General features: G+C 50.7%; 19 protein-coding genes and 1 CRISPR repeat array. Of the genes, 12 read left to right on the top strand and 7 right to left on the bottom strand.

Translation table 11 applies throughout. The annotated features are described in order from the left end of the window. The first annotated feature begins 24 nt into the window (after window positions 1-24). Complete coding sequence (gene cas1e, locus IEX02_RS07150; protein ID WP_188692397.1) at window positions 25-945, top strand: type I-E CRISPR-associated endonuclease Cas1e; 921 nt, start codon at window positions 25-27, stop codon at window positions 943-945. Further along, window positions 945-1,244 (top strand): type I-E CRISPR-associated endoribonuclease Cas2e, encoded by a 300-nt coding sequence (gene cas2e / locus IEX02_RS07145; protein WP_188692395.1) that lies wholly within the window; start codon window positions 945-947, stop codon window positions 1,242-1,244. The genes cas1e and cas2e overlap by 1 nt, the downstream gene beginning before the upstream one ends. A 90-nt stretch (window positions 1,245-1,334) precedes the next feature. Next, window positions 1,335-2,767: direct repeats of the CRISPR family, unit length 29 nt; unit sequence GTGTTCCCCGCAGTCGCGGGGCTAAACCG. A gap of 495 nt (window positions 2,768-3,262) precedes the next feature. On the opposite strand, the gene IEX02_RS07140 is transcribed toward cas2e, so the two are convergent. Further along, the gene (locus IEX02_RS07140) at window positions 3,263-3,556 is read right to left on the bottom strand and encodes a hypothetical protein (RefSeq protein WP_188692392.1); all 294 of its coding nucleotides are present in this window, start codon (window positions 3,554-3,556) and stop codon (window positions 3,263-3,265) included. 120 nt (window positions 3,557-3,676) lie between these two features. After that, on the bottom strand, window positions 3,677-4,234 hold the full coding sequence (locus IEX02_RS07135; protein WP_188692389.1) for a dihydrofolate reductase family protein: 558 nt from the start codon (window positions 4,232-4,234) through the stop codon (window positions 3,677-3,679). A gap of 177 nt (window positions 4,235-4,411) precedes the next feature. Here IEX02_RS07135 and IEX02_RS07130 point away from each other — a divergent pair, with 177 nt between their 5' ends. Further along, window positions 4,412-4,747, top strand: a complete 336-nt coding sequence (locus tag IEX02_RS07130) for a hypothetical protein (protein WP_229702132.1) — start codon at window positions 4,412-4,414, stop codon at window positions 4,745-4,747. A 49-nt stretch (window positions 4,748-4,796) separates the two neighbouring features. Next, window positions 4,797-5,015 (top strand): DUF6500 family protein, encoded by a 219-nt coding sequence (locus IEX02_RS07125; protein WP_188692387.1) that lies wholly within the window; start codon window positions 4,797-4,799, stop codon window positions 5,013-5,015. Window positions 5,016-5,042: 27 nt separating this feature from the next. Here IEX02_RS07125 and IEX02_RS07120 read toward each other — a convergent pair whose 3' ends face one another. Beyond that, window positions 5,043-5,942, bottom strand: a complete 900-nt coding sequence (locus IEX02_RS07120; protein WP_188692384.1) for a dienelactone hydrolase family protein — start codon at window positions 5,940-5,942, stop codon at window positions 5,043-5,045. 152 nt (window positions 5,943-6,094) lie between these two features. On the opposite strand from IEX02_RS07120, the gene yghU reads away from it, so the two are divergent. Next, window positions 6,095-6,937, top strand: a complete 843-nt coding sequence (gene yghU, locus IEX02_RS07115) for a glutathione-dependent disulfide-bond oxidoreductase (RefSeq protein WP_188692381.1) — start codon at window positions 6,095-6,097, stop codon at window positions 6,935-6,937. A 273-nt stretch (window positions 6,938-7,210) separates the two neighbouring features. Here the strand turns inward: yghU and IEX02_RS07110 are convergent, their stop codons facing one another. From IEX02_RS07110 to IEX02_RS07100, 3 genes are all read right to left on the bottom strand, one after another. After that, complete coding sequence (locus IEX02_RS07110; RefSeq protein ID WP_188692378.1) at window positions 7,211-7,690, bottom strand: hypothetical protein; 480 nt, start codon at window positions 7,688-7,690, stop codon at window positions 7,211-7,213. 1 nt (window position 7,691) lies between these two features. Beyond that, window positions 7,692-8,222: a TIGR02594 family protein gene (locus IEX02_RS07105; RefSeq protein ID WP_188692374.1), complete on the bottom strand. Its 531-nt coding sequence runs from the start codon at window positions 8,220-8,222 to the stop codon at window positions 7,692-7,694. 286 nt (window positions 8,223-8,508) lie between these two features. Beyond that, window positions 8,509-9,747: a multifunctional CCA addition/repair protein gene (locus IEX02_RS07100; protein ID WP_188692372.1), complete on the bottom strand. Its 1,239-nt coding sequence runs from the start codon at window positions 9,745-9,747 to the stop codon at window positions 8,509-8,511. Window positions 9,748-9,906: 159 nt separating this feature from the next. Between IEX02_RS07100 and IEX02_RS07095 the strand changes: the two genes are divergently transcribed. The 7 genes from IEX02_RS07095 (at window position 9,907) to IEX02_RS07065 (ending at window position 14,713) form a co-directional block, all read left to right on the top strand. Then, window positions 9,907-10,911 (top strand): hypothetical protein, encoded by a 1,005-nt coding sequence (locus IEX02_RS07095; protein ID WP_229702131.1) that lies wholly within the window; start codon window positions 9,907-9,909, stop codon window positions 10,909-10,911. A gap of 24 nt (window positions 10,912-10,935) precedes the next feature. Further along, window positions 10,936-11,295 carry a hypothetical protein gene (locus tag IEX02_RS07090; protein ID WP_188692369.1) on the top strand — a complete coding sequence of 120 codons (360 nt, stop codon included), beginning with the start codon at window positions 10,936-10,938 and terminating at the stop codon, window positions 11,293-11,295. Window positions 11,296-11,349: 54 nt separating this feature from the next. After that, window positions 11,350-11,562: a hypothetical protein gene (locus IEX02_RS07085; protein ID WP_188692366.1), complete on the top strand. Its 213-nt coding sequence runs from the start codon at window positions 11,350-11,352 to the stop codon at window positions 11,560-11,562. Between the two features lie 256 nt (window positions 11,563-11,818). Continuing rightward, the gene (locus tag IEX02_RS07080) at window positions 11,819-12,178 is read left to right on the top strand and encodes a hypothetical protein (protein WP_188692363.1); all 360 of its coding nucleotides are present in this window, start codon (window positions 11,819-11,821) and stop codon (window positions 12,176-12,178) included. Window positions 12,179-12,349: 171 nt separating this feature from the next. Continuing rightward, on the top strand, window positions 12,350-13,261 hold the full coding sequence (locus tag IEX02_RS07075; protein ID WP_188692361.1) for an ExeA family protein: 912 nt from the start codon (window positions 12,350-12,352) through the stop codon (window positions 13,259-13,261). Beyond that, window positions 13,254-14,246, top strand: coding sequence for a general secretion pathway protein GspB (locus tag IEX02_RS07070; protein WP_188692357.1), 993 nt, complete (start codon window positions 13,254-13,256; stop codon window positions 14,244-14,246). The genes IEX02_RS07075 and IEX02_RS07070 overlap by 8 nt, the downstream gene beginning before the upstream one ends. A 62-nt stretch (window positions 14,247-14,308) precedes the next feature. Next, window positions 14,309-14,713, top strand: coding sequence for a GFA family protein (locus IEX02_RS07065; protein WP_188692354.1), 405 nt, complete (start codon window positions 14,309-14,311; stop codon window positions 14,711-14,713). Window positions 14,714-14,732: 19 nt separating this feature from the next. Here the strand turns inward: IEX02_RS07065 and IEX02_RS07060 are convergent, their stop codons facing one another. Continuing rightward, a complete protein-coding gene (locus tag IEX02_RS07060; protein WP_188692352.1) occupies window positions 14,733-15,944 on the bottom strand; it encodes an HD-GYP domain-containing protein in 1,212 nt (403 codons plus the stop codon). Window positions 15,945-16,130: the final 186 nt, after the last annotated feature.

The following is a 16,130-nucleotide window of genomic DNA, read 5'->3' as shown; positions in this document are numbered from 1 at the left end:
CCCTGTAGTTTTTGGAGACAAGGAATGTCCTTTATCCCCTTAAAGCCAGTACCCATCAAAGACCGTGTTTCTATGGTGTTTGTTTACTATGGTCGCATTGATGTGCGCGACGGTGCCTTTGTGGTGATCGACGAGGTCAATGGTGAGCGTAAGCATATTCCTGTGGGCTCGGTAACCTGCATTATGTTGGAGCCTGGTACGCGGGTATCTCATGCCGCGATCAAACTGGCGGCGCAAGTGGGGACTTTGCTGGTGTGGGTTGGGGAGGCAGGGGTGCGGTTGTATGCTGCCGGTCAGCCCGGCGGTGCGCGCAGCGATAAACTGCTATATCAGGCCAAGTTGGCGTTGGATGAAGAGCTGCGCCTAAAAGTGGTTCGCAAGATGTTTGAGCTGCGTTTTGGCGAACCGGCACCAGCCCGCCGTTCGGTCGATCAGTTACGGGGTATTGAAGGCAGCCGGGTCCGGGCTACTTACTCGCTGCTGGCCAAACAATACGGTATCAACTGGGAGGGCCGTCGTTACGATCCCAAGGATTGGGCGAAAGGTGATGTGATCAACCAATGTATCAGCGCTGCTACCTCCTGCCTATATGGCGTGACCGAAGCCGCCATTTTAGCTGCTGGTTATGCTCCTGCAATTGGCTTTATCCATACCGGCAAGCCTTTGTCCTTTGTTTATGATATTGCCGATATCGTTAAGTTTGACTCTGTGGTGCCAAAAGCCTTTGAAATAGCCAAGCGCAATCCCAAACAACCTGACCGGGAAGTTCGCATAGCTTGCCGGGATATTTTTCGCAGCGATAAGTTGCTAGGTAAACTTATCCCACTTATTGAAGATGTATTAGCCGCAGGTGAGATTACTCCCCCTAAACCACCAGAGGATGCCCAGCCGCCAGCAATTCCTGAACCTGAGTCCGTTGGTGATGCAGGCCACAGGAGCAAATAATGGCAATGCTGACCGTTGTAACAGAGAACGTTCCGCCCAGGCTCCGCGGCAGGTTAGCGGTTTGGCTGTTAGAGGTAAGAGCTGGAGTCTATGTCGGCGACGTATCCAGAAAAATTCGAGAAATGATCTGGTATCAAATTACCGAATTAGCCGAACAGGGCAATGTGGTAATGGTCTGGGCCACCAATACCGAATCTGGCTTTGACTTTCAGACGCATGGTGAGAACCGCCGCGTTCCCGTCGATTATGACGGCTTAAGACTGGTGTCGTTTCTACCACCTAAACAAGTCGACAGCTAAGCTCTTTAACAAGCTGGAAATTCAGCCCAAACAGCTGGTAGATTTTCAAAGCATAAAAAAGTGCTTTAAAATCAAATAGCTCCGTTTGGAGTGTTCCCCGCAGTCGCGGGGCTAAACCGACGCGACGAGCGCCGGGAATGGTAAGGGATGCGTGTTCCCCGCAGTCGCGGGGCTAAACCGAAATATAAACTCCTCACGAATAGAATCCCATGCGTGTTCCCCGCAGTCGCGGGGCTAAACCGAGGAATTAGATAAGGCGCTGGACGACAAAAGAGTGTTCCCCGCAGTCGCGGGGCTAAACCGGTTGATGTACTGGCCAAGAACGGTGATATACAGTGTTCCCCGCAGTCGCGGGGCTAAACCGTTGTGCGGATCTTGTGCCATTTGGATCAGTTGGTGTTCCCCGCAGTCGCGGGGCTAAACCGGCGTGTATGTGTTTGATAGCTACTGTTCTAACGTGTTCCCCGCAGTCGCGGGGCTAAACCGGCTTCATTTTCCTGGGCGCTCATTCTCTTGACGTGTTCCCCGCAGTCGCGGGGCTAAACCGCCCTGACTGATGAAATGTTTAAGGGGTGATTAGTGTTCCCCGCAGTCGCGGGGCTAAACCGTCATGACAGTTGATTCCTCTCAAGTCGATTTAGTGTTCCCCGCAGTCGCGGGGCTAAACCGGTTGAAGCCGCGGACAAGATGGATGGCTTAAAGTGTTCCCCGCAGTCGCGGGGCTAAACCGGCGGGACATACGCTTACCCGCGCGAAATCATCGTGTTCCCCGCAGTCGCGGGGCTAAACCGGAGACGCGCAACGATAACCAGAGCCACTCCAAGTGTTCCCCGCAGTCGCGGGGCTAAACCGAAATTGCCGGGCGTCTGGCCGCACTTGCGGAGGTGTTCCCCGCAGTCGCGGGGCTAAACCGTATGTGAAACTCTGCTTGTCAGCGAGTCCACTGTGTTCCCCGCAGTCGCGGGGCTAAACCGGAACCCTACATGATTGAACTATCCAATCAGGCGTGTTCCCCGCAGTCGCGGGGCTAAACCGGTGTCGTTGCTGATATAGGGCTGTTTGCCGTTGTGTTCCCCGCAGTCGCGGGGCTAAACCGCCAACGAGCCAGCACCGTACAACACATGATTAGTGTTCCCCGCAGTCGCGGGGCTAAACCGCATGGCCATTACGCTTTTAAACCCAACGCGGCGTGTTCCCCGCAGTCGCGGGGCTAAACCGATACTAAAGAACAGTTGCGGGAAATCAGCGACGTGTTCCCCGCAGTCGCGGGGCTAAACCGGGCACAGTGAGTCATCAATCGACGTGGTTAAAGTGTTCCCCGCAGTCGCGGGGCTAAACCGCCGCCTTTGGTGGAAAAGCTACCACCCAAAGAGTGTTCCCCGCAGTCGCGGGGCTAAACCGCGGTAAACCAGCACCCCCCGGAGGTACAGCCGGTGTTCCCCGCAGTCGCGGGGCTAAACCGAGACCAGACGGCAACATTGCGGTTGCCATAGGGTGTTCCCCGCAGCCGCGGGGCTTGACCGCCTTGGTCCAGGGTAATTACTCATCGTTTGATGTCTTCCCGACGTTGTGGTGGTCAACTATTTCCAGACACTAGTTTTAAGTCATTCGGCTTTCATTGGTCGCCGTCTCTCCGCGTTAAAAAATAGGTGTTTGGGGCGGCTTTGCCGCCTACGTTAGTGAATACGGCTTCCCGGCGTAGCGGTGAGCTTGCCGCACTGGCGAACAGGACGTTCGCCAGAGGCCGAGAGCTTTGTCAGGGGCGCTGCCTTCGGCCGGTGCGATTAGCGAGCTTGCTGTGGGGCTGGAATCAGAAGCCGTTCTGAGCGTAGGACCTTTTGGCCCCTTTTAGGTCCATCTAAAAGGGGCTGGCTCGCAAGGAGGCGAGTCATACAAAGCATGGAAGCTGATAGATGTAGGTTTTCACATGACCCGTGCCCCGCACAGTGCCTTCGCCGCGCAACTGGCGTTGTTCAACGGCCACTCAGGTAATTTGTACTGAGAAATGCAGTCTTTGCTTAGTCTTTGGGTTCTGGCATTACCTCGGCAAATTTACCGGAGATCTTCTGACCGGCAATCTTATTGGCGTACCAGTAGTAAAACGGGAAACCAATTGCAGCCGTTGCTAAACCGCCCAGTGCGGATAAAAACGGAGCAAAAATGAACCCAAGCATACCTTGAACAGCTTCGCCTGAATTTATACCGCCAAATAGAAATATAAACCCTGGCAAAAAGCCGCTGCCAAATCCTAGTATGGCGGAAACTTTAATGGCTGATTGAAAGTCCAGTTGGCTTCTAAATGTCCGTTTCATTCTATTTCCCTTGGTTGCCTAAAGTCGTTGACCTTTCCTGCATATGCTATTGCATATGGTGCGAAACGCTGCCAGTGAAAGTAAACCTGATTGACCGTTTTATCCAGCTATATGGGATGCTTAGCCATAACTCACCTCATACTGTATTTGCACAAAATCATTGGCGAAGGTGGTCGCGTTGGCATGGCTAAGCATTACTTGCTGAGAGAGTTCACCAAATAACGGAATTCCTTTGCCCAGTAAAACCGGAGCCTGGGTAATAGTTAAATGGCTGATAAGCTGTGCTTGTAAAAATGAGGTAATGGTCGCGCCGCCGTCAATATAGGCATGCTGGTAACCTTCGGCCTGCAACCGTGCTACCAGGGGCAGAATATCTCCGTCATACAGCTCCACTTTGCCCGTCAGGTTCTGTGGCACCTCCTGCAGGCTTTTGCTTAAGGCAATAATTCGCAAGTCACCATAAGGCCATTGCTCAGGAGTCAGGTTAAAACTGGCCAGTTTTTCCATACAGCCGCGGCCCATAATCATGCAGTCCACACTGGCTATAAACTGGTTAAAGCCCATATCTGCCTGCTCGCCTAAGTCCACCTCTTTGCCGGTTTCCAGCCACTCAACGCCACCGTCTAGGGTAGCAATGTAACCGTCTGCACTGGTGGCAATAAATACTGAACATTTCATAGGCACTTCCTGTTGTGGTCTGGGGTGGGGAGTATCAAGGTACAGGCGCGCCGAGGCAAGCTTGGACCTACCTGGATTCTTGTTGGATAAGATAAGCTACACAAAGACTTTAGCCAAAACAGCCAGTACAATTCGCCGCTTAGCCAAGGAATAACGCTTTTAGGATAGGAGACTAAGGTGAATATAAGAATTGCAGCGCTTTTGCTGTTTTTAATGGTGCTAACTGGCTGTAGTAAACCGCTGCCTGAAGACAAGCTGATGTATGCCGGCGAGTGGCAAAGTAGGGAAATGTATTTGCTGATTTTACCTGACGGTACTGTGGCTTATGAGCGGCTTAAAAATGGCGGTACCACCTCGATAAACGGGCCACTAAAAGAATTTAACGGTGATAACTTTGTGGTGGGATTTGGCCCATTTAACTCCAATTTTGAGGTAAGTGAACCGCCGCATTTGGTGGATGGGCAATGGCAGATGGTGGTGGATGGGGTGCGACTCACCCGCAGCCCTGACTAAGCCTATTTGGCTGTTTAGGAACGACGTAGTTAACCAAAAGGATAGGGCCGTGAGAGCCGAGCTAAGAGCGAAAGTTATTGAAGTGTGCGATAAAAAAATCGCCAGTAAGGGCGAGAACGTTGGGCTGTCATTTTATGCGTTTTTTGCCAATAAAAATGACAACCCGGCGCTGCTGATGGAGGCGGCTACCTGGTGGATCCAAACCCATCAACTGGATCACTTCGTTAAGGCCAAAACCATTAAACAGATGGTGGAGCAGGGCCTGTAAGCAGGCCTGCATCTGACGGTGCAAAGTTTACCCAGCGCTTGCCAGGTGCTGATTGAAAAATGCCAGGGTGCGCTGCCAGGCGAGTTCTGCGGCCTCCTTGGCATAACGCGGCGTGGAATCATTATGAAAACCATGCTGCGTGCCGGGGTAAAAGTGCACTTGATGGGCTTTGTTATGTTGATTCAGGGCTTGTTGGTAGGCTGGCCATTGGCTGTTTACCCGCTCGTCATTTTCAGCATACTGGATCAAAAGTGGTGCCTGAATTTTTTTAACCAGCTCCAGCGGTGCCACGGAGCCGTAAAAGGGCACGGCGGCATTGACTAAGTCTGGCAGGGCGGCGGCCATACGATTGGTCATGGCACCACCAAAACAAAAACCGACTACTCCCAGTTTGCCGTTGCCTTGCGTCAGTGTTTTAGCATGGCGGGCGGCGGCAAATAAATCTTCTCGTAACTTGTTAGCATCCAGGCTGCGCTGCATGGCGCGGCCGTCGTCGTCATTGCCGGGATAACCGCCAAGCGGTGCCAAACCATCTGGTGCCAGGGCAATAAAACCGGCCTTGGCAAAGCGCCTGGCCACATCCTTGATATAAGGATTAAGCCCGCGGTTTTCGTGGATAACCAAAACCACAGGGCGCGGTGTTTCCAATGGCTGGGGCAGCACCAGGTAGCCCTTGCCTTCGCCATGGCCGTCAGGGGAGGGGTAGGTGACATAAGTGGCTTTTAAGCCGGGGTCGTTAAAGGAGACCTGTTCGGCCGCGGCATAATCCGGGCTGAGATACTGATACAGAGTTAACGCGGTAATGCCGCCTACCGCCAGGCGGCTTAAGCCTTGCAAAAACGCGCGCCTGTCCATCTGGCCATGGGCATACTGGTCGTAAAGCTGGAACATTTCATCGGTCAGGGCGGGGTGACGGGACTTACTCATACTTATTCCTTTTTAGGTGTCGCTAAGCAGATTCTAGTCGCTCATCGTTATTTTCAACGTTATTGGTCGCATCATGGGTAATACTGCCACTTGAATCTGGTTCTCTTCGAGCGCATCTATACGCAAACGCATTTTCTAACCAAGGACGCCTGATGACCGACAACAATGACTATACCCCACCTAAGGTCTGGACCTGGGACGCCGAAAGCGGCGGTAAATGGGCCAGCATTAACCGCCCCATTGGCGGCGCGACTCATGATAAACCACTGCCGGTAGGCAAACACCCTATGCAGCTTTATTCGCTGGCCACGCCCAACGGCCAGAAGGCGGCCATTATGCTTGAAGAGCTGCTGGCGCTGGGGATCAAAGAGGCTGAGTATGACGCCTGGCTGATAGACATAGGCGAAGGTACGCAGTTTTCCTCCGGCTTTGTTGAGGTAAACCCTAACTCTAAGATCCCGGCCTTGCTGGATACCAGTTCACTGCCGCCTATCCGGGTGTTTGAGTCAGGGGCGATTTTGCAATATCTGGCCGACAAGTTCGGCGTGTTGGTACCAAGCGATGCCAAAGGCAAAGCCGAATGCCGTAACTGGCTATTCTGGCAAATGGGCGCTGCCCCTTATCTTGGCGGTGGCTTTGGCCATTTCTACGCCTATGCGCCGTTTAAAATGGAGTACCCTATTAATCGTTTTACCATGGAGGTAAAGCGCCAACTGGACGTGCTTAACCGGCATCTGGCGGAGCATCAATATATGGCGGGGGATGAATACTCTATTGCCGATATTGCTATCTGGCCTTGGTATGGCGATCTGGTGCTGGGCAATATTTATGACGCCGCCGAGTTTTTGCAGGTGCAGGAATATGAACATGTACAGCGCTGGGCCAAACAAGTTGCCCTGCGCCCAGCGGTACAACGCGGCAGACGGGTGAATCGTACCTGGGGTGAAGAACAAGAGCAGTTAGCCGAGCGCCATAGCGCCGCTGATTTGGACTAAGGCATTGCCCTTCCCGCAAAGGCGCAGGGGCCACATAGTTACAAATACTGTGCGCCTTCGCGTCTCTGCGACAAGCCTTTGTTTGTGCTGTTAACCCCTTCGTGTTTTTCGTGTCCTTCTTGTTTATTTGAGATTTTATTTCTCACCAGGAAGATCAGAAGGACACTAAGAAAACAATGGCTTATAAGCGTTTTTGTTACTGACTGAGGAGTTTTCACAAAGACGCAGGTGAGGCAGATAATTAAGCGTGCGGGGCAAAGTCAGCGCTGCTTTTTAATCACAGAGTGCAAAATCGGTCTGCCCCATATCCACACCCTTAGCTGACTTTTGTGCCAGTGCAATTAACTCATCACTTGCTTCAAACATCGCGCCTGTTCCAGGCCAGTAAAAATGCGTATCTAGTCCAAGATCGCTTGCGCGGCACAAGGTGAGAAGGACTGGTTCGTCAGGAATAATGGCATCTTCACCTTCTTCTACTGCCATGGCAAAGCGCAATCTATCTGTCAGACTGCCCCTGATGTGGTTAATTACCCTTGCACTATAGATATGCCACAACATATCTGAGTCATCATTGGCTGGTTTGATACTGACATCGGTAATTTTAACTACAGCGCTAAAGGGCGTTTGCTGCACACTTTTCAGTAAAAATCGTTGCTGCTCGGTGAGCGAGGTGGTGGACATGGGCGGCTGCGCCATGCTGCAGGACGTTTGGCTCAACAATAAGGCTGTGAAAAGTACTAGGGCTATTTTCATTTTAAGCTTCACTTCCTGCGGCTGCCGCAATTTGTGTATATATTGGTAAACTGACGTGGCTGGCATCAAACTCTTTGGGTACTACAAAGGTATCCCACACATCGAGCTTATAGCGAGCAATATTGACACTATTGCTTTGATTGCCACCCAGCATAAATAGTGCTTTATCATCTGCACTTTTACCTACAACAAAAGCAACGTGCCCTCCGCCTTTTCTACTTTTAATACCGATGGCACCGTACACGGGCTTGGCTATCTGTTTGCCAAAATTTTCCCACGACTTAGCTCTATAAGCTTCGCTGACGGGGGTGTAGCCACTTTCTTTCATTACCCAGGCAACGAAGGAGCCACACCAGGCATTAGCGCCCCCTGAGTCGTCCTTTCCCCAAAATTTGGATGCGTTAAAGTAGTCGAGAATTCTCGGGTTTGCCTTTTCACCTGGAACTTCCTTTTGGCCTATTTCAGCTAAGGCTGTTTTCATCCATGGCACAGTATTAGCTAACACTGAACTGGCAGCTTGTTTGTCTGTCATGGCTATGCCCCTTTCACTGTTTCAATGCATCAGTTAGTGAAGCAGGATGGCCAATAAATCGCCAGGTTTGACCGTTTAATATTTTGCTCTATATCCTCTTTATGCGTCAGTGGTGGAGAAGGGGAATGGGGGAGTAGTCTCTTCGTACTTTTCGTGTCCTTCTTATTTATTTGAGATTTTATTTCTCACCAGGAATATCGGAAGGACACTAAGACTGCGGTAATCAATGGCAGCAAGAGAGGGCCTGCTTCTGTGCTTTGATGGCTTTGGCTAAGATAGCTTCCACTTAGGGATGTTGCGCCTGCCACTGTGCTTTTACACCGGCTATGGCGTTGGTGCGCTCTTTGTCCAGCGCGTCTTTAATGGCCTTGCCCTGAACGCCCTGGGCAATGATTTGCTGTACGTCTACCGCTGACGCGGCATGAAACGCAGCGCGGTAGTAGTCGGCCTGCGGATAAGGCCGCTGTTCAAAATGCAATCGGCCTCTGGCGTCAGCCTCGCAGGCCAGCAAAAATTGCTCAAACCTGGCTGGTTTGCGCCAGGCATCACAGTGATTTAAGACCCTAAGTAAGGTATCGGGTCTAAGTTCAAAGGCTTTGTGTAGATGGGTATGAAACTCGCCTACTAACAGTGCCAGCTCCCGGCAATCGTTAGGCACTTTCAGGCGCTCGCTTAAGCGCTTGATGGCAGCCAGGCCCAACTTTTCATGGCCGTGATGGGACGGCCACTTATCCGCAGGTGTCAGGGCTTTGCCCAGATCATGTACCAGGGCGGCGTAACGCACGGCTAGATCCTGGCTGAGTGTGGCGGCCATGCTCAGCACCATCATGCAATGTACGCCGGTATCGATTTCCGGGTGCCATTTCTCTGGTGCTGGCACGCCCCACAGCGCATCAAGCTCGGCAAACCAATGTTTCAGGGCGCCGCAACTGCGCAAGGTTTCAAAATAAACCTCGGGGTTGTTTTCCAATAAAGCGCGACTGGTTTCTTTCCAGACTCGCTCTGTGGTTAAGGCCTTAAGCTCACCTGAGGCGTTGATATTGCTCATCAGGGCCTGCGTTTCGGCAGCAATAGCAAAACCCAAATGCTGGTAACGGGCGGCAAAGCGGGCCACTCGTAAGACCCGCAGCGGGTCTTCTACAAAAGCAGCTGATACATGGCGCAGCACTTTATTGTGCAAGTCCTGCTGGCCACCATAGGGGTCGGTAATATTACCTTGCTCGTCCATGGCCATGGCATTAACGGTCAGATCGCGGCGCAGCAGATCTTCTTCCAACGTCACGCTGGGATCGGCAATACAATCAAAGCCGGTATAACCCACACCGGTTTTTCGCTCGGTGCGGGCCAGGGCGTATTCATCACCGCTTTTGGGGTGCAAAAACACCGGGAAGTCGTTGCCCACTTGTTTATAGCCAAGCGCCAGCATTTGGGTAGGGGTAGCCCCCACTACTACGTAATCACGCTCGGTGATAGGGCGGCCAAGCAAAGTGTCGCGGACAGCGCCGCCTACCAGGTAAATCTTCATGGGCTAAGGGGTTCCAAAATACAGCATTGGCTGGGCACATCAACATGCCATCGGGCCTTCTATGCTGCCATTATGCCAAAGCAAACCAAGAGCAGCCAGTTGGCCTGTGATTCACTGAATCCCCGTCTATACTCAGTTTTCAAACAAGGATAGGTAAGGATGCAAGCAATGGAATCGGCACAGGTAATCCCACAAGGCTACGGCGTTCATGTTGTACAACGCCTAATCCCCATCGTTGCGTTAGCTCAGCAGTTGTATAGCAATCCATCAAGCCAGACGATTGAGCACTTTATTTTTGTGAACAGTCATATTCAAAATGGCGTAGCGAAACCTGGCCAGGTGGTGCTGATTTCGCCTGCAGAAACTATGGCATGCACCGCGGCAGAGCAGGCGTTTCTGATTTATGCCGGGCAGATCGATGAAAAACTTAAAGAGCTAAGTTTTGCAGAGCAGGAACTGCTGGCGAAGCGATATGATTTGTTGAGGAATGTTGCTAAGTACAATGGACTCATGTTGGGAATGGCAAACAATTCCTGGAATGCGCAGGTAAAAAATGTAGAAGCCATTCTCAAGGAGATTGACCAAGCTTACGTACAAACATACAACAGCCAAGGCAATCTGCGAAATCAGCGCTTCTTTACTCGTCGGCAACAGCTCTTTTCTAAACTGGATGGTGCGCTAAGTCGCTTTGGTCAACCTGATTTAGGCGGCAATCTCGTATCCGGTGATATACGCAGAAACCTGGGCCTTAGTAGCAAAAGCATAGTCTACCAATGGGATAAGCTGGGCGGCCCGGCAAAAAGTATTCCCGGCTTTGCCGAAAACTACAAAACCACCGCCAATATGGCCAAAAACCTCAAGCGCCTTGGTTATGTGGGGATAATGCTGACCGGTGTGGAAGCGTATGCCAATATTCGTAAAGCTTGCCTGGTGGGGGATGAGCAGCAATGTACTAAGTCTACTTATGTAGAGACGGGTAAGGGGATTGGCGCTGTTGCTGGGGGGATTGGAGGAGGCTTTATTGCTAGTTACGGAGTCTGTACTTTAGTTTTTAGTTTGCCTAGCGGAGGAACCAGCGTATTTTGGTGTTCAATTGTGGCTGGAGGGCTAGGAGGATATGCTGGCGGAAAGTTTAGAGAGAAAAAATGGAAGGTATATTGCTAATAAGCTTTGTAGAGTTTTGGAAGCATGATCACTATAACAGCGTACATCACCCTCATACTTTCCTTAGTGGGAGCTGCAATGTTGTTTGCATGCTTTATTCCTTTTCTGCTTTTTTTGAAAGGTAAGCCCATGCAAGAGGTGGAAGATGTGTTGGAGGATGGGCGTCGCTTTTTCTCATTAAACTTAATTACGGCGGGCCATGGCGCCTTGCATTATGCCAGCTTGTTTATGTTTGACTGGTTAGCGAAACGCTACAATGTGCTGGAAAAAAGGAATCAGGTGCCTCAACATATTCAGTTCTGGTTCAAGCTGTATTATTGGATGTTTATGACTGGTGGTTGCTTGTTTTTCGGAGCTGGACTACTGATTCATTTCACTGAATGAACTCATTAAGATACTCTTTAAAATCATCCTGGCTCACAGGAGTTGACCAGAACAATGATTGAGCATCACATTCTTCTTGTATGGATTGCTATTGTTGGAATGGTTTTATTCTTCTTTGCAGTAGTCCCTATGCTTTTTTTTCTGAAAGGTAATCCGATGAAAAATGTGGAGGATGTACTTGAGGGGGGCAGACGTTTTTATTCTCTAAATATCTTAATGGCAGGGCACGGTGCTTTGCACTATGGCAGTCTCTTCTTATTTGATTGACTGGCACGTCGTTATAAGGTGCTTGAAAAGCGTGAAGATGTGCCTGTCAGGGGACGCTGGTGGTTTAAGTTGTACTTTGTGCTATTTATGACGTCTGCGATATTGTTTCTGGGGCCCGGCACCTGGTTTTTCCTGAAAGATTAGGCTCTTATTAATTTGCTACACAAATGTTTTGTACCCAAGTACAGCTGGCGAAGTAGCAGCCTGTAAAGTGCCATGCTAGCACTTTAACCCATATTTCATGCAAGGATCGCAGATGGGCGCTGAACCGGATGGCATCGTACTATTTTTAGCTATGGCGGGGGCTTTATTGGGTGCCTTTGTGGTATTTCCGATGCTGCTTTATCTAAAGGGCAAGCCGATGCAAGAAGTCGAAGATGTACTTGAAGATGGCCGGTATTTCTTTTCCGGCGTAACCATGTTTGCAGGACACGGTGCACTGCATTACGCCAGTATTTTTCTGTTTGAATGGTATGCCAGACGTTACAAAATGCTGAAAAAACGCAAGTTGGTGCGTTCAAGCTTAGTTAGATGGTTCAAAGTCTACTATATCCTCTTCATGTTAACGGTGTCGCTAATGTTTGTGCCAAGCATTTGGATCTATCTGGCAGAGTAAACCGTTGGGTTGTGAGAGACATGTATTTAGCATCACGTGACGGGTTCCTCTTGTAACCTGAAGCTTTTGTAACAATAGCTATTCAATAAACTTTGCCCCTTTGACTTGCCTACGCTGAATAGTTACCTTAGTTGCCGCCCTTATTACAGCCTGCTTGGCAGACGGTTTTGCATGTATCTGAACTACTTTGGATTAGCGGACAATCCTTTTTCCATCGCGCCCAACCCGGACTATTTGTATATGAGTCCCCGCCATAAGGAAGCGCTTGCTCACCTGACCTTTGGTCTGCGTGAAAGCGGCGGCTTTGTGATGCTGACCGGTGAAGTGGGTACCGGTAAAACCACGGTATCCCGCAAGCTAATGCAGCAGTTACCGGAAAACACCCAGGTGGCGATGATTTTAAATCCTACCTTGTCGGCACTGGAACTGCTGGCGACCATTTGTGATGAGCTGGGTATTGCCTATGAAGAGGGGCAAGCCAGTCTGAAGAGCTTTACGGATAAAATTCTGGCGCATCTGGCGGCTAATCATCAAAAGGGTATCAATACCGTTCTGATTATTGATGAGGCCCAGCATTTGTTACCCGAAGTGCTGGAACAGTTACGGCTGTTAACCAATCTGGAAACTAACAGAGAAAAGCTGCTTAAAGTGGTGCTGATTGGCCAGCCTGAGCTGCAACAACTGCTTAAGCGCAACGAACTGCGCCAATTAGCCCAGCGTATTACTGCCCGTTACCATTTGCTGCCGCTTAGCGGTAACGAGGTTAAGGCCTATATTGCCCACCGTCTGCAAGTGGCCGGTGGTGATGTCAGTATCTTTGCTGCTACTGCCTTGCAGGCGGTGTATCAGATTAGCGGTGGCATACCGCGGGTGATTAATCTGTTGTGTGACCGGGCGTTAACCTTGTCTTTTACCAAACAGCATCCTGTGGTGCGTCGTTATATTTTTCTGGCGGCTGCCTCTCAGATCCTGGGAGACGATGTGGTACGTCAGCGTCAAGGTAAACAATGGACGCTGATCCTGGCGGGTTTACTGGCCACAGGGCTAATTCTGGGCTACTGGATTGGGAGTCTCCATGCTTAAGCGTGTCACAGTAGAAGAACTGCAACCCGGCATGGTGATTGTGCAAATTACCGCACAAAACGGTCCGGTACGTATTCGTAAAGCCGGCCTGGTCAGTAGCCAGGAGATGGTGCAGGGGCTCAAGGAAATGGGCGTGCAGGAGCTGGAGATAGATGCGGCGCAAACCGTTGAGCTGGAGTCGGCTTATCCGACGAAAACCGCCAGCTCACCCACTAAAACCTTGCTGATGCAAGGCGCGCAGCAGGCTAATGTCGATCATAAACTGTCAGAGCAGTTTAACCGTAGTTTGTTTTTACCTTCGGTGCAGTCATTGCCGGGGCGCTGGCATTATTACGGGCGTAAAACTTTGCTGGCCGCACTGATGCTGTTCGGAGGATTGGGGTTAGGCTATACCGCGGCGGTTATGCCCTGGCAGCAATTGTTTGTCAGTCAGGATGCACCACAGGCTGTGCAGGTGAATCAGGTACAACCCGAACCAGTGTTGTCTCCACCTGGCGCTGAGCCTGATAAGACTCAGGCTGAAGATGCAAGTAAGGCAACGGAGCCGGTGGCATCAAACTCGTCTGCCCAAGTAGAAGCGCATGAAGTAGAACCTGAACCTGTGCCGGTGGAAGTGGTGAACCGGGAAGCTGAAGTGCCTTTAGATAGTGTGTCGCCTGAACTGCTTAAGCGATTCCGTCAGGCTGTATCCGAACTGGATGATAGCACTGAGGAGTATCAGCCTTCAGGCGCTTCCAATGCCAGCCAAACACTGCGGGTTGACCAGCTTCCGGCCTGGGTTTTAGCTGACCTACCCTCAATGAGCTTCTCTACCCATCTATATGCTTCGGTACCTGCTGAGCGACGGGTCAGAGTAAATGGTATGGAGCTTGGTGAGGGGGATTGGATCCAGGACAATTTACGTATAGTGAGAATCGAACCGCAGAAGGTGATTCTGACCTTTAAAGGACAGGAATTCAGCTTGCCAGCGCTGGGAGACTGGTAAAAGCAGGCGCAATTACCTGTCTGAACCCAGCATTCAGGCCGGTCAGCAGAAAGGAAAAACAAATGACAAAAAAGGGTTCATGTTTATGTGGTGCTGTGCATTTTCAAATTGATGGGGACTTTGAACAGTTCTTTTTATGCCATTGTCAGCATTGTCAGAAAGATACAGGGTCTGCCCATGCGGCCAATCTTTTCTCTAATACCGCGACCCTTAAATGGCAAAAAGGGGAGGCGTTGGTTAAGACGTTTTGTCTGCCGGGAACACGCCATCAACGGGCATTTTGCACCAATTGTGGCTCGGCGTTGCCTTACCTGTTAAGCGAGTTCTCAATGTTGGTGGTACCGGCAGGTAGCCTGGATGATAAGGTAGAGATTAAGCCCAACGCGCACTTGTTTATGGCAAGCCGGGCCAATTGGGATGATGAACTGGAAAAGGTTCACAAGCTGGATGGTTTGCCCGGTAACTGAGCCTTGGCTCAAGCCGGTCTTACACCTGCTTGAGCAACACATCCTTGAAGAATTTGGTGAGGTTTATCTTAAATTCTTCCGGTCTGACGCTGGTTTCAATTTCATCCCCGACTTTGCTCAGGTCGAGGCGCTTGATCTCGTTATACATATTGGTGCGTACCGAGTAAAAGCTCATCACCACCGGGCATAAGGGATCCTGCTTATTCGCTCTGACCACAATCGCCAGTTTACCGCTTTTTAGCTTGACCAATGAGCCCACAGGATGCACACCCACACAGCGGATAAACTGTTGTACTAAGGATTGATCCAGCAGGCCCTGGCTGGAAGACAGCAAGCGTTTGAGTGCCTGAGTAGGAGGTAACCCTTTGCGCCAGGGGCGGTCTGAGGTCATGGCATCATAGCTGTCTACAATGGCTGCCATACGGGCATATACCGATAAGTAGTCGCCGCCTTTTCCGCGTGGGTAGCCGGAGCCGTCCATACGTTCGTGGTGGTTGGCGATCACATCCCGTACAACGTCCAAGTCCATTTCGGATTGTTCCAGCAGCTCCAGACCGAAGTCGACATGGCCTTCAACAATCTGGGTTTCACCCTGATCCAAGCGACCGGATTTACTCAAAATGTCTTCTGGAATAGTGGCCATCCCCACATCCATCAATAATCCAGCCAAACCCAGTTCGTCGATAAGTTCTTTATCAAAACCCAAATGGCGGGCAAATACTGCCATTAAAATCGAGCAATTGAGTGAATGCTCTAACAGGTACTGGTCACGTTCTTTTATCAGGGTCAAACAGCACAGCGCATCGGGGTTATCGAATACCGAGTCAATAATATCGGCGCTGGTACCCATCAGCTCTGTGATTGAAACCTTGCCGCCTTTGCGCACTTTTTTGAAAAACTGGGACTGAACCGACTTGGCCTGTTCATAGAGTTTATGTGATGCATTAAGTGCTTCCCCTTCTGTTTGCTGGGGTTTAGCGGCTGCGGCCTGGCTGTCGTCATCTGCGCTGTTGTCGTCGTCCATCGGACTATCCATGGTCAACTCTTGGTGTAGGATGCTGCGGGATAGATCGATTTCCACTTCCAAAATACCGCGTGCCTTGAGCTTTTCAATAAGCCCCTGCTCTTTAACCAGTCCCTGGGTTTTGATTTTCAGCTGTGCGGTCTGACGGGTAACCCGGTTAACAAACATTCCGGGTCTGACTTCATCGATAGAGAACAGTTTTAGCATGGCGGGTGATTTTATAACGGCAAGGAACAGCCAAGAATATTGACCAGAACCACCTAAGGATCAAGGAAAAACAAACGGAATCGGCGTATTTGCTCAGAAGATGAGCTTAATGGCAAAAGGCGTTAGTGAGGACAGGCAGGCGAAGGTAAATCAGTGCAGTGAGAAAGCTGTATTGGGGCGGCTAAG

The organism is Bowmanella pacifica, assembly GCF_014645355.1.
Classification (GTDB): domain Bacteria; phylum Pseudomonadota; class Gammaproteobacteria; order Enterobacterales; family Alteromonadaceae; genus Bowmanella; species Bowmanella pacifica.
This window is presented reverse-complemented; position numbering and strand designations above follow the sequence as displayed.

Bases quoted from the DNA above. Each gene is read 5' to 3' on its own strand.
- IEX02_RS07090 (WP_188692369.1), top strand. From the start codon at position 10,936: ATGATCACTATAACAGCGTACATCACCCTCATACTTTCCTTAGTGGGA.
- cas2e (WP_188692395.1), top strand. From the start codon at position 945: ATGGCAATGCTGACCGTTGTAACAGAGAACGTTCCGCCCAGGCTCCGC.
- IEX02_RS07080 (WP_188692363.1), top strand. From the start codon at position 11,819: ATGGGCGCTGAACCGGATGGCATCGTACTATTTTTAGCTATGGCGGGG.
- yghU (WP_188692381.1), top strand. From the start codon at position 6,095: ATGACCGACAACAATGACTATACCCCACCTAAGGTCTGGACCTGGGAC.
- IEX02_RS07070 (WP_188692357.1), top strand. From the start codon at position 13,254: ATGCTTAAGCGTGTCACAGTAGAAGAACTGCAACCCGGCATGGTGATT.
- IEX02_RS07120 (WP_188692384.1), bottom strand. From the start codon at position 5,942: ATGAGTAAGTCCCGTCACCCCGCCCTGACCGATGAAATGTTCCAGCTT.
- IEX02_RS07095 (WP_229702131.1), top strand. From the start codon at position 9,907: ATGCAAGCAATGGAATCGGCACAGGTAATCCCACAAGGCTACGGCGTT.
- IEX02_RS07065 (WP_188692354.1), top strand. From the start codon at position 14,309: ATGACAAAAAAGGGTTCATGTTTATGTGGTGCTGTGCATTTTCAAATT.
- IEX02_RS07105 (WP_188692374.1), bottom strand. From the start codon at position 8,222: ATGACAGACAAACAAGCTGCCAGTTCAGTGTTAGCTAATACTGTGCCA.
- IEX02_RS07135 (WP_188692389.1), bottom strand. From the start codon at position 4,234: ATGAAATGTTCAGTATTTATTGCCACCAGTGCAGACGGTTACATTGCT.
- cas1e (WP_188692397.1), top strand. From the start codon at position 25: ATGTCCTTTATCCCCTTAAAGCCAGTACCCATCAAAGACCGTGTTTCT.
- IEX02_RS07075 (WP_188692361.1), top strand. From the start codon at position 12,350: ATGTATCTGAACTACTTTGGATTAGCGGACAATCCTTTTTCCATCGCG.
- IEX02_RS07085 (WP_188692366.1), top strand. From the start codon at position 11,350: ATGATTGAGCATCACATTCTTCTTGTATGGATTGCTATTGTTGGAATG.
- IEX02_RS07060 (WP_188692352.1), bottom strand. From the start codon at position 15,944: ATGCTAAAACTGTTCTCTATCGATGAAGTCAGACCCGGAATGTTTGTT.
- IEX02_RS07140 (WP_188692392.1), bottom strand. From the start codon at position 3,556: ATGAAACGGACATTTAGAAGCCAACTGGACTTTCAATCAGCCATTAAA.
- IEX02_RS07110 (WP_188692378.1), bottom strand. From the start codon at position 7,690: ATGAAAATAGCCCTAGTACTTTTCACAGCCTTATTGTTGAGCCAAACG.
- IEX02_RS07100 (WP_188692372.1), bottom strand. From the start codon at position 9,747: ATGAAGATTTACCTGGTAGGCGGCGCTGTCCGCGACACTTTGCTTGGC.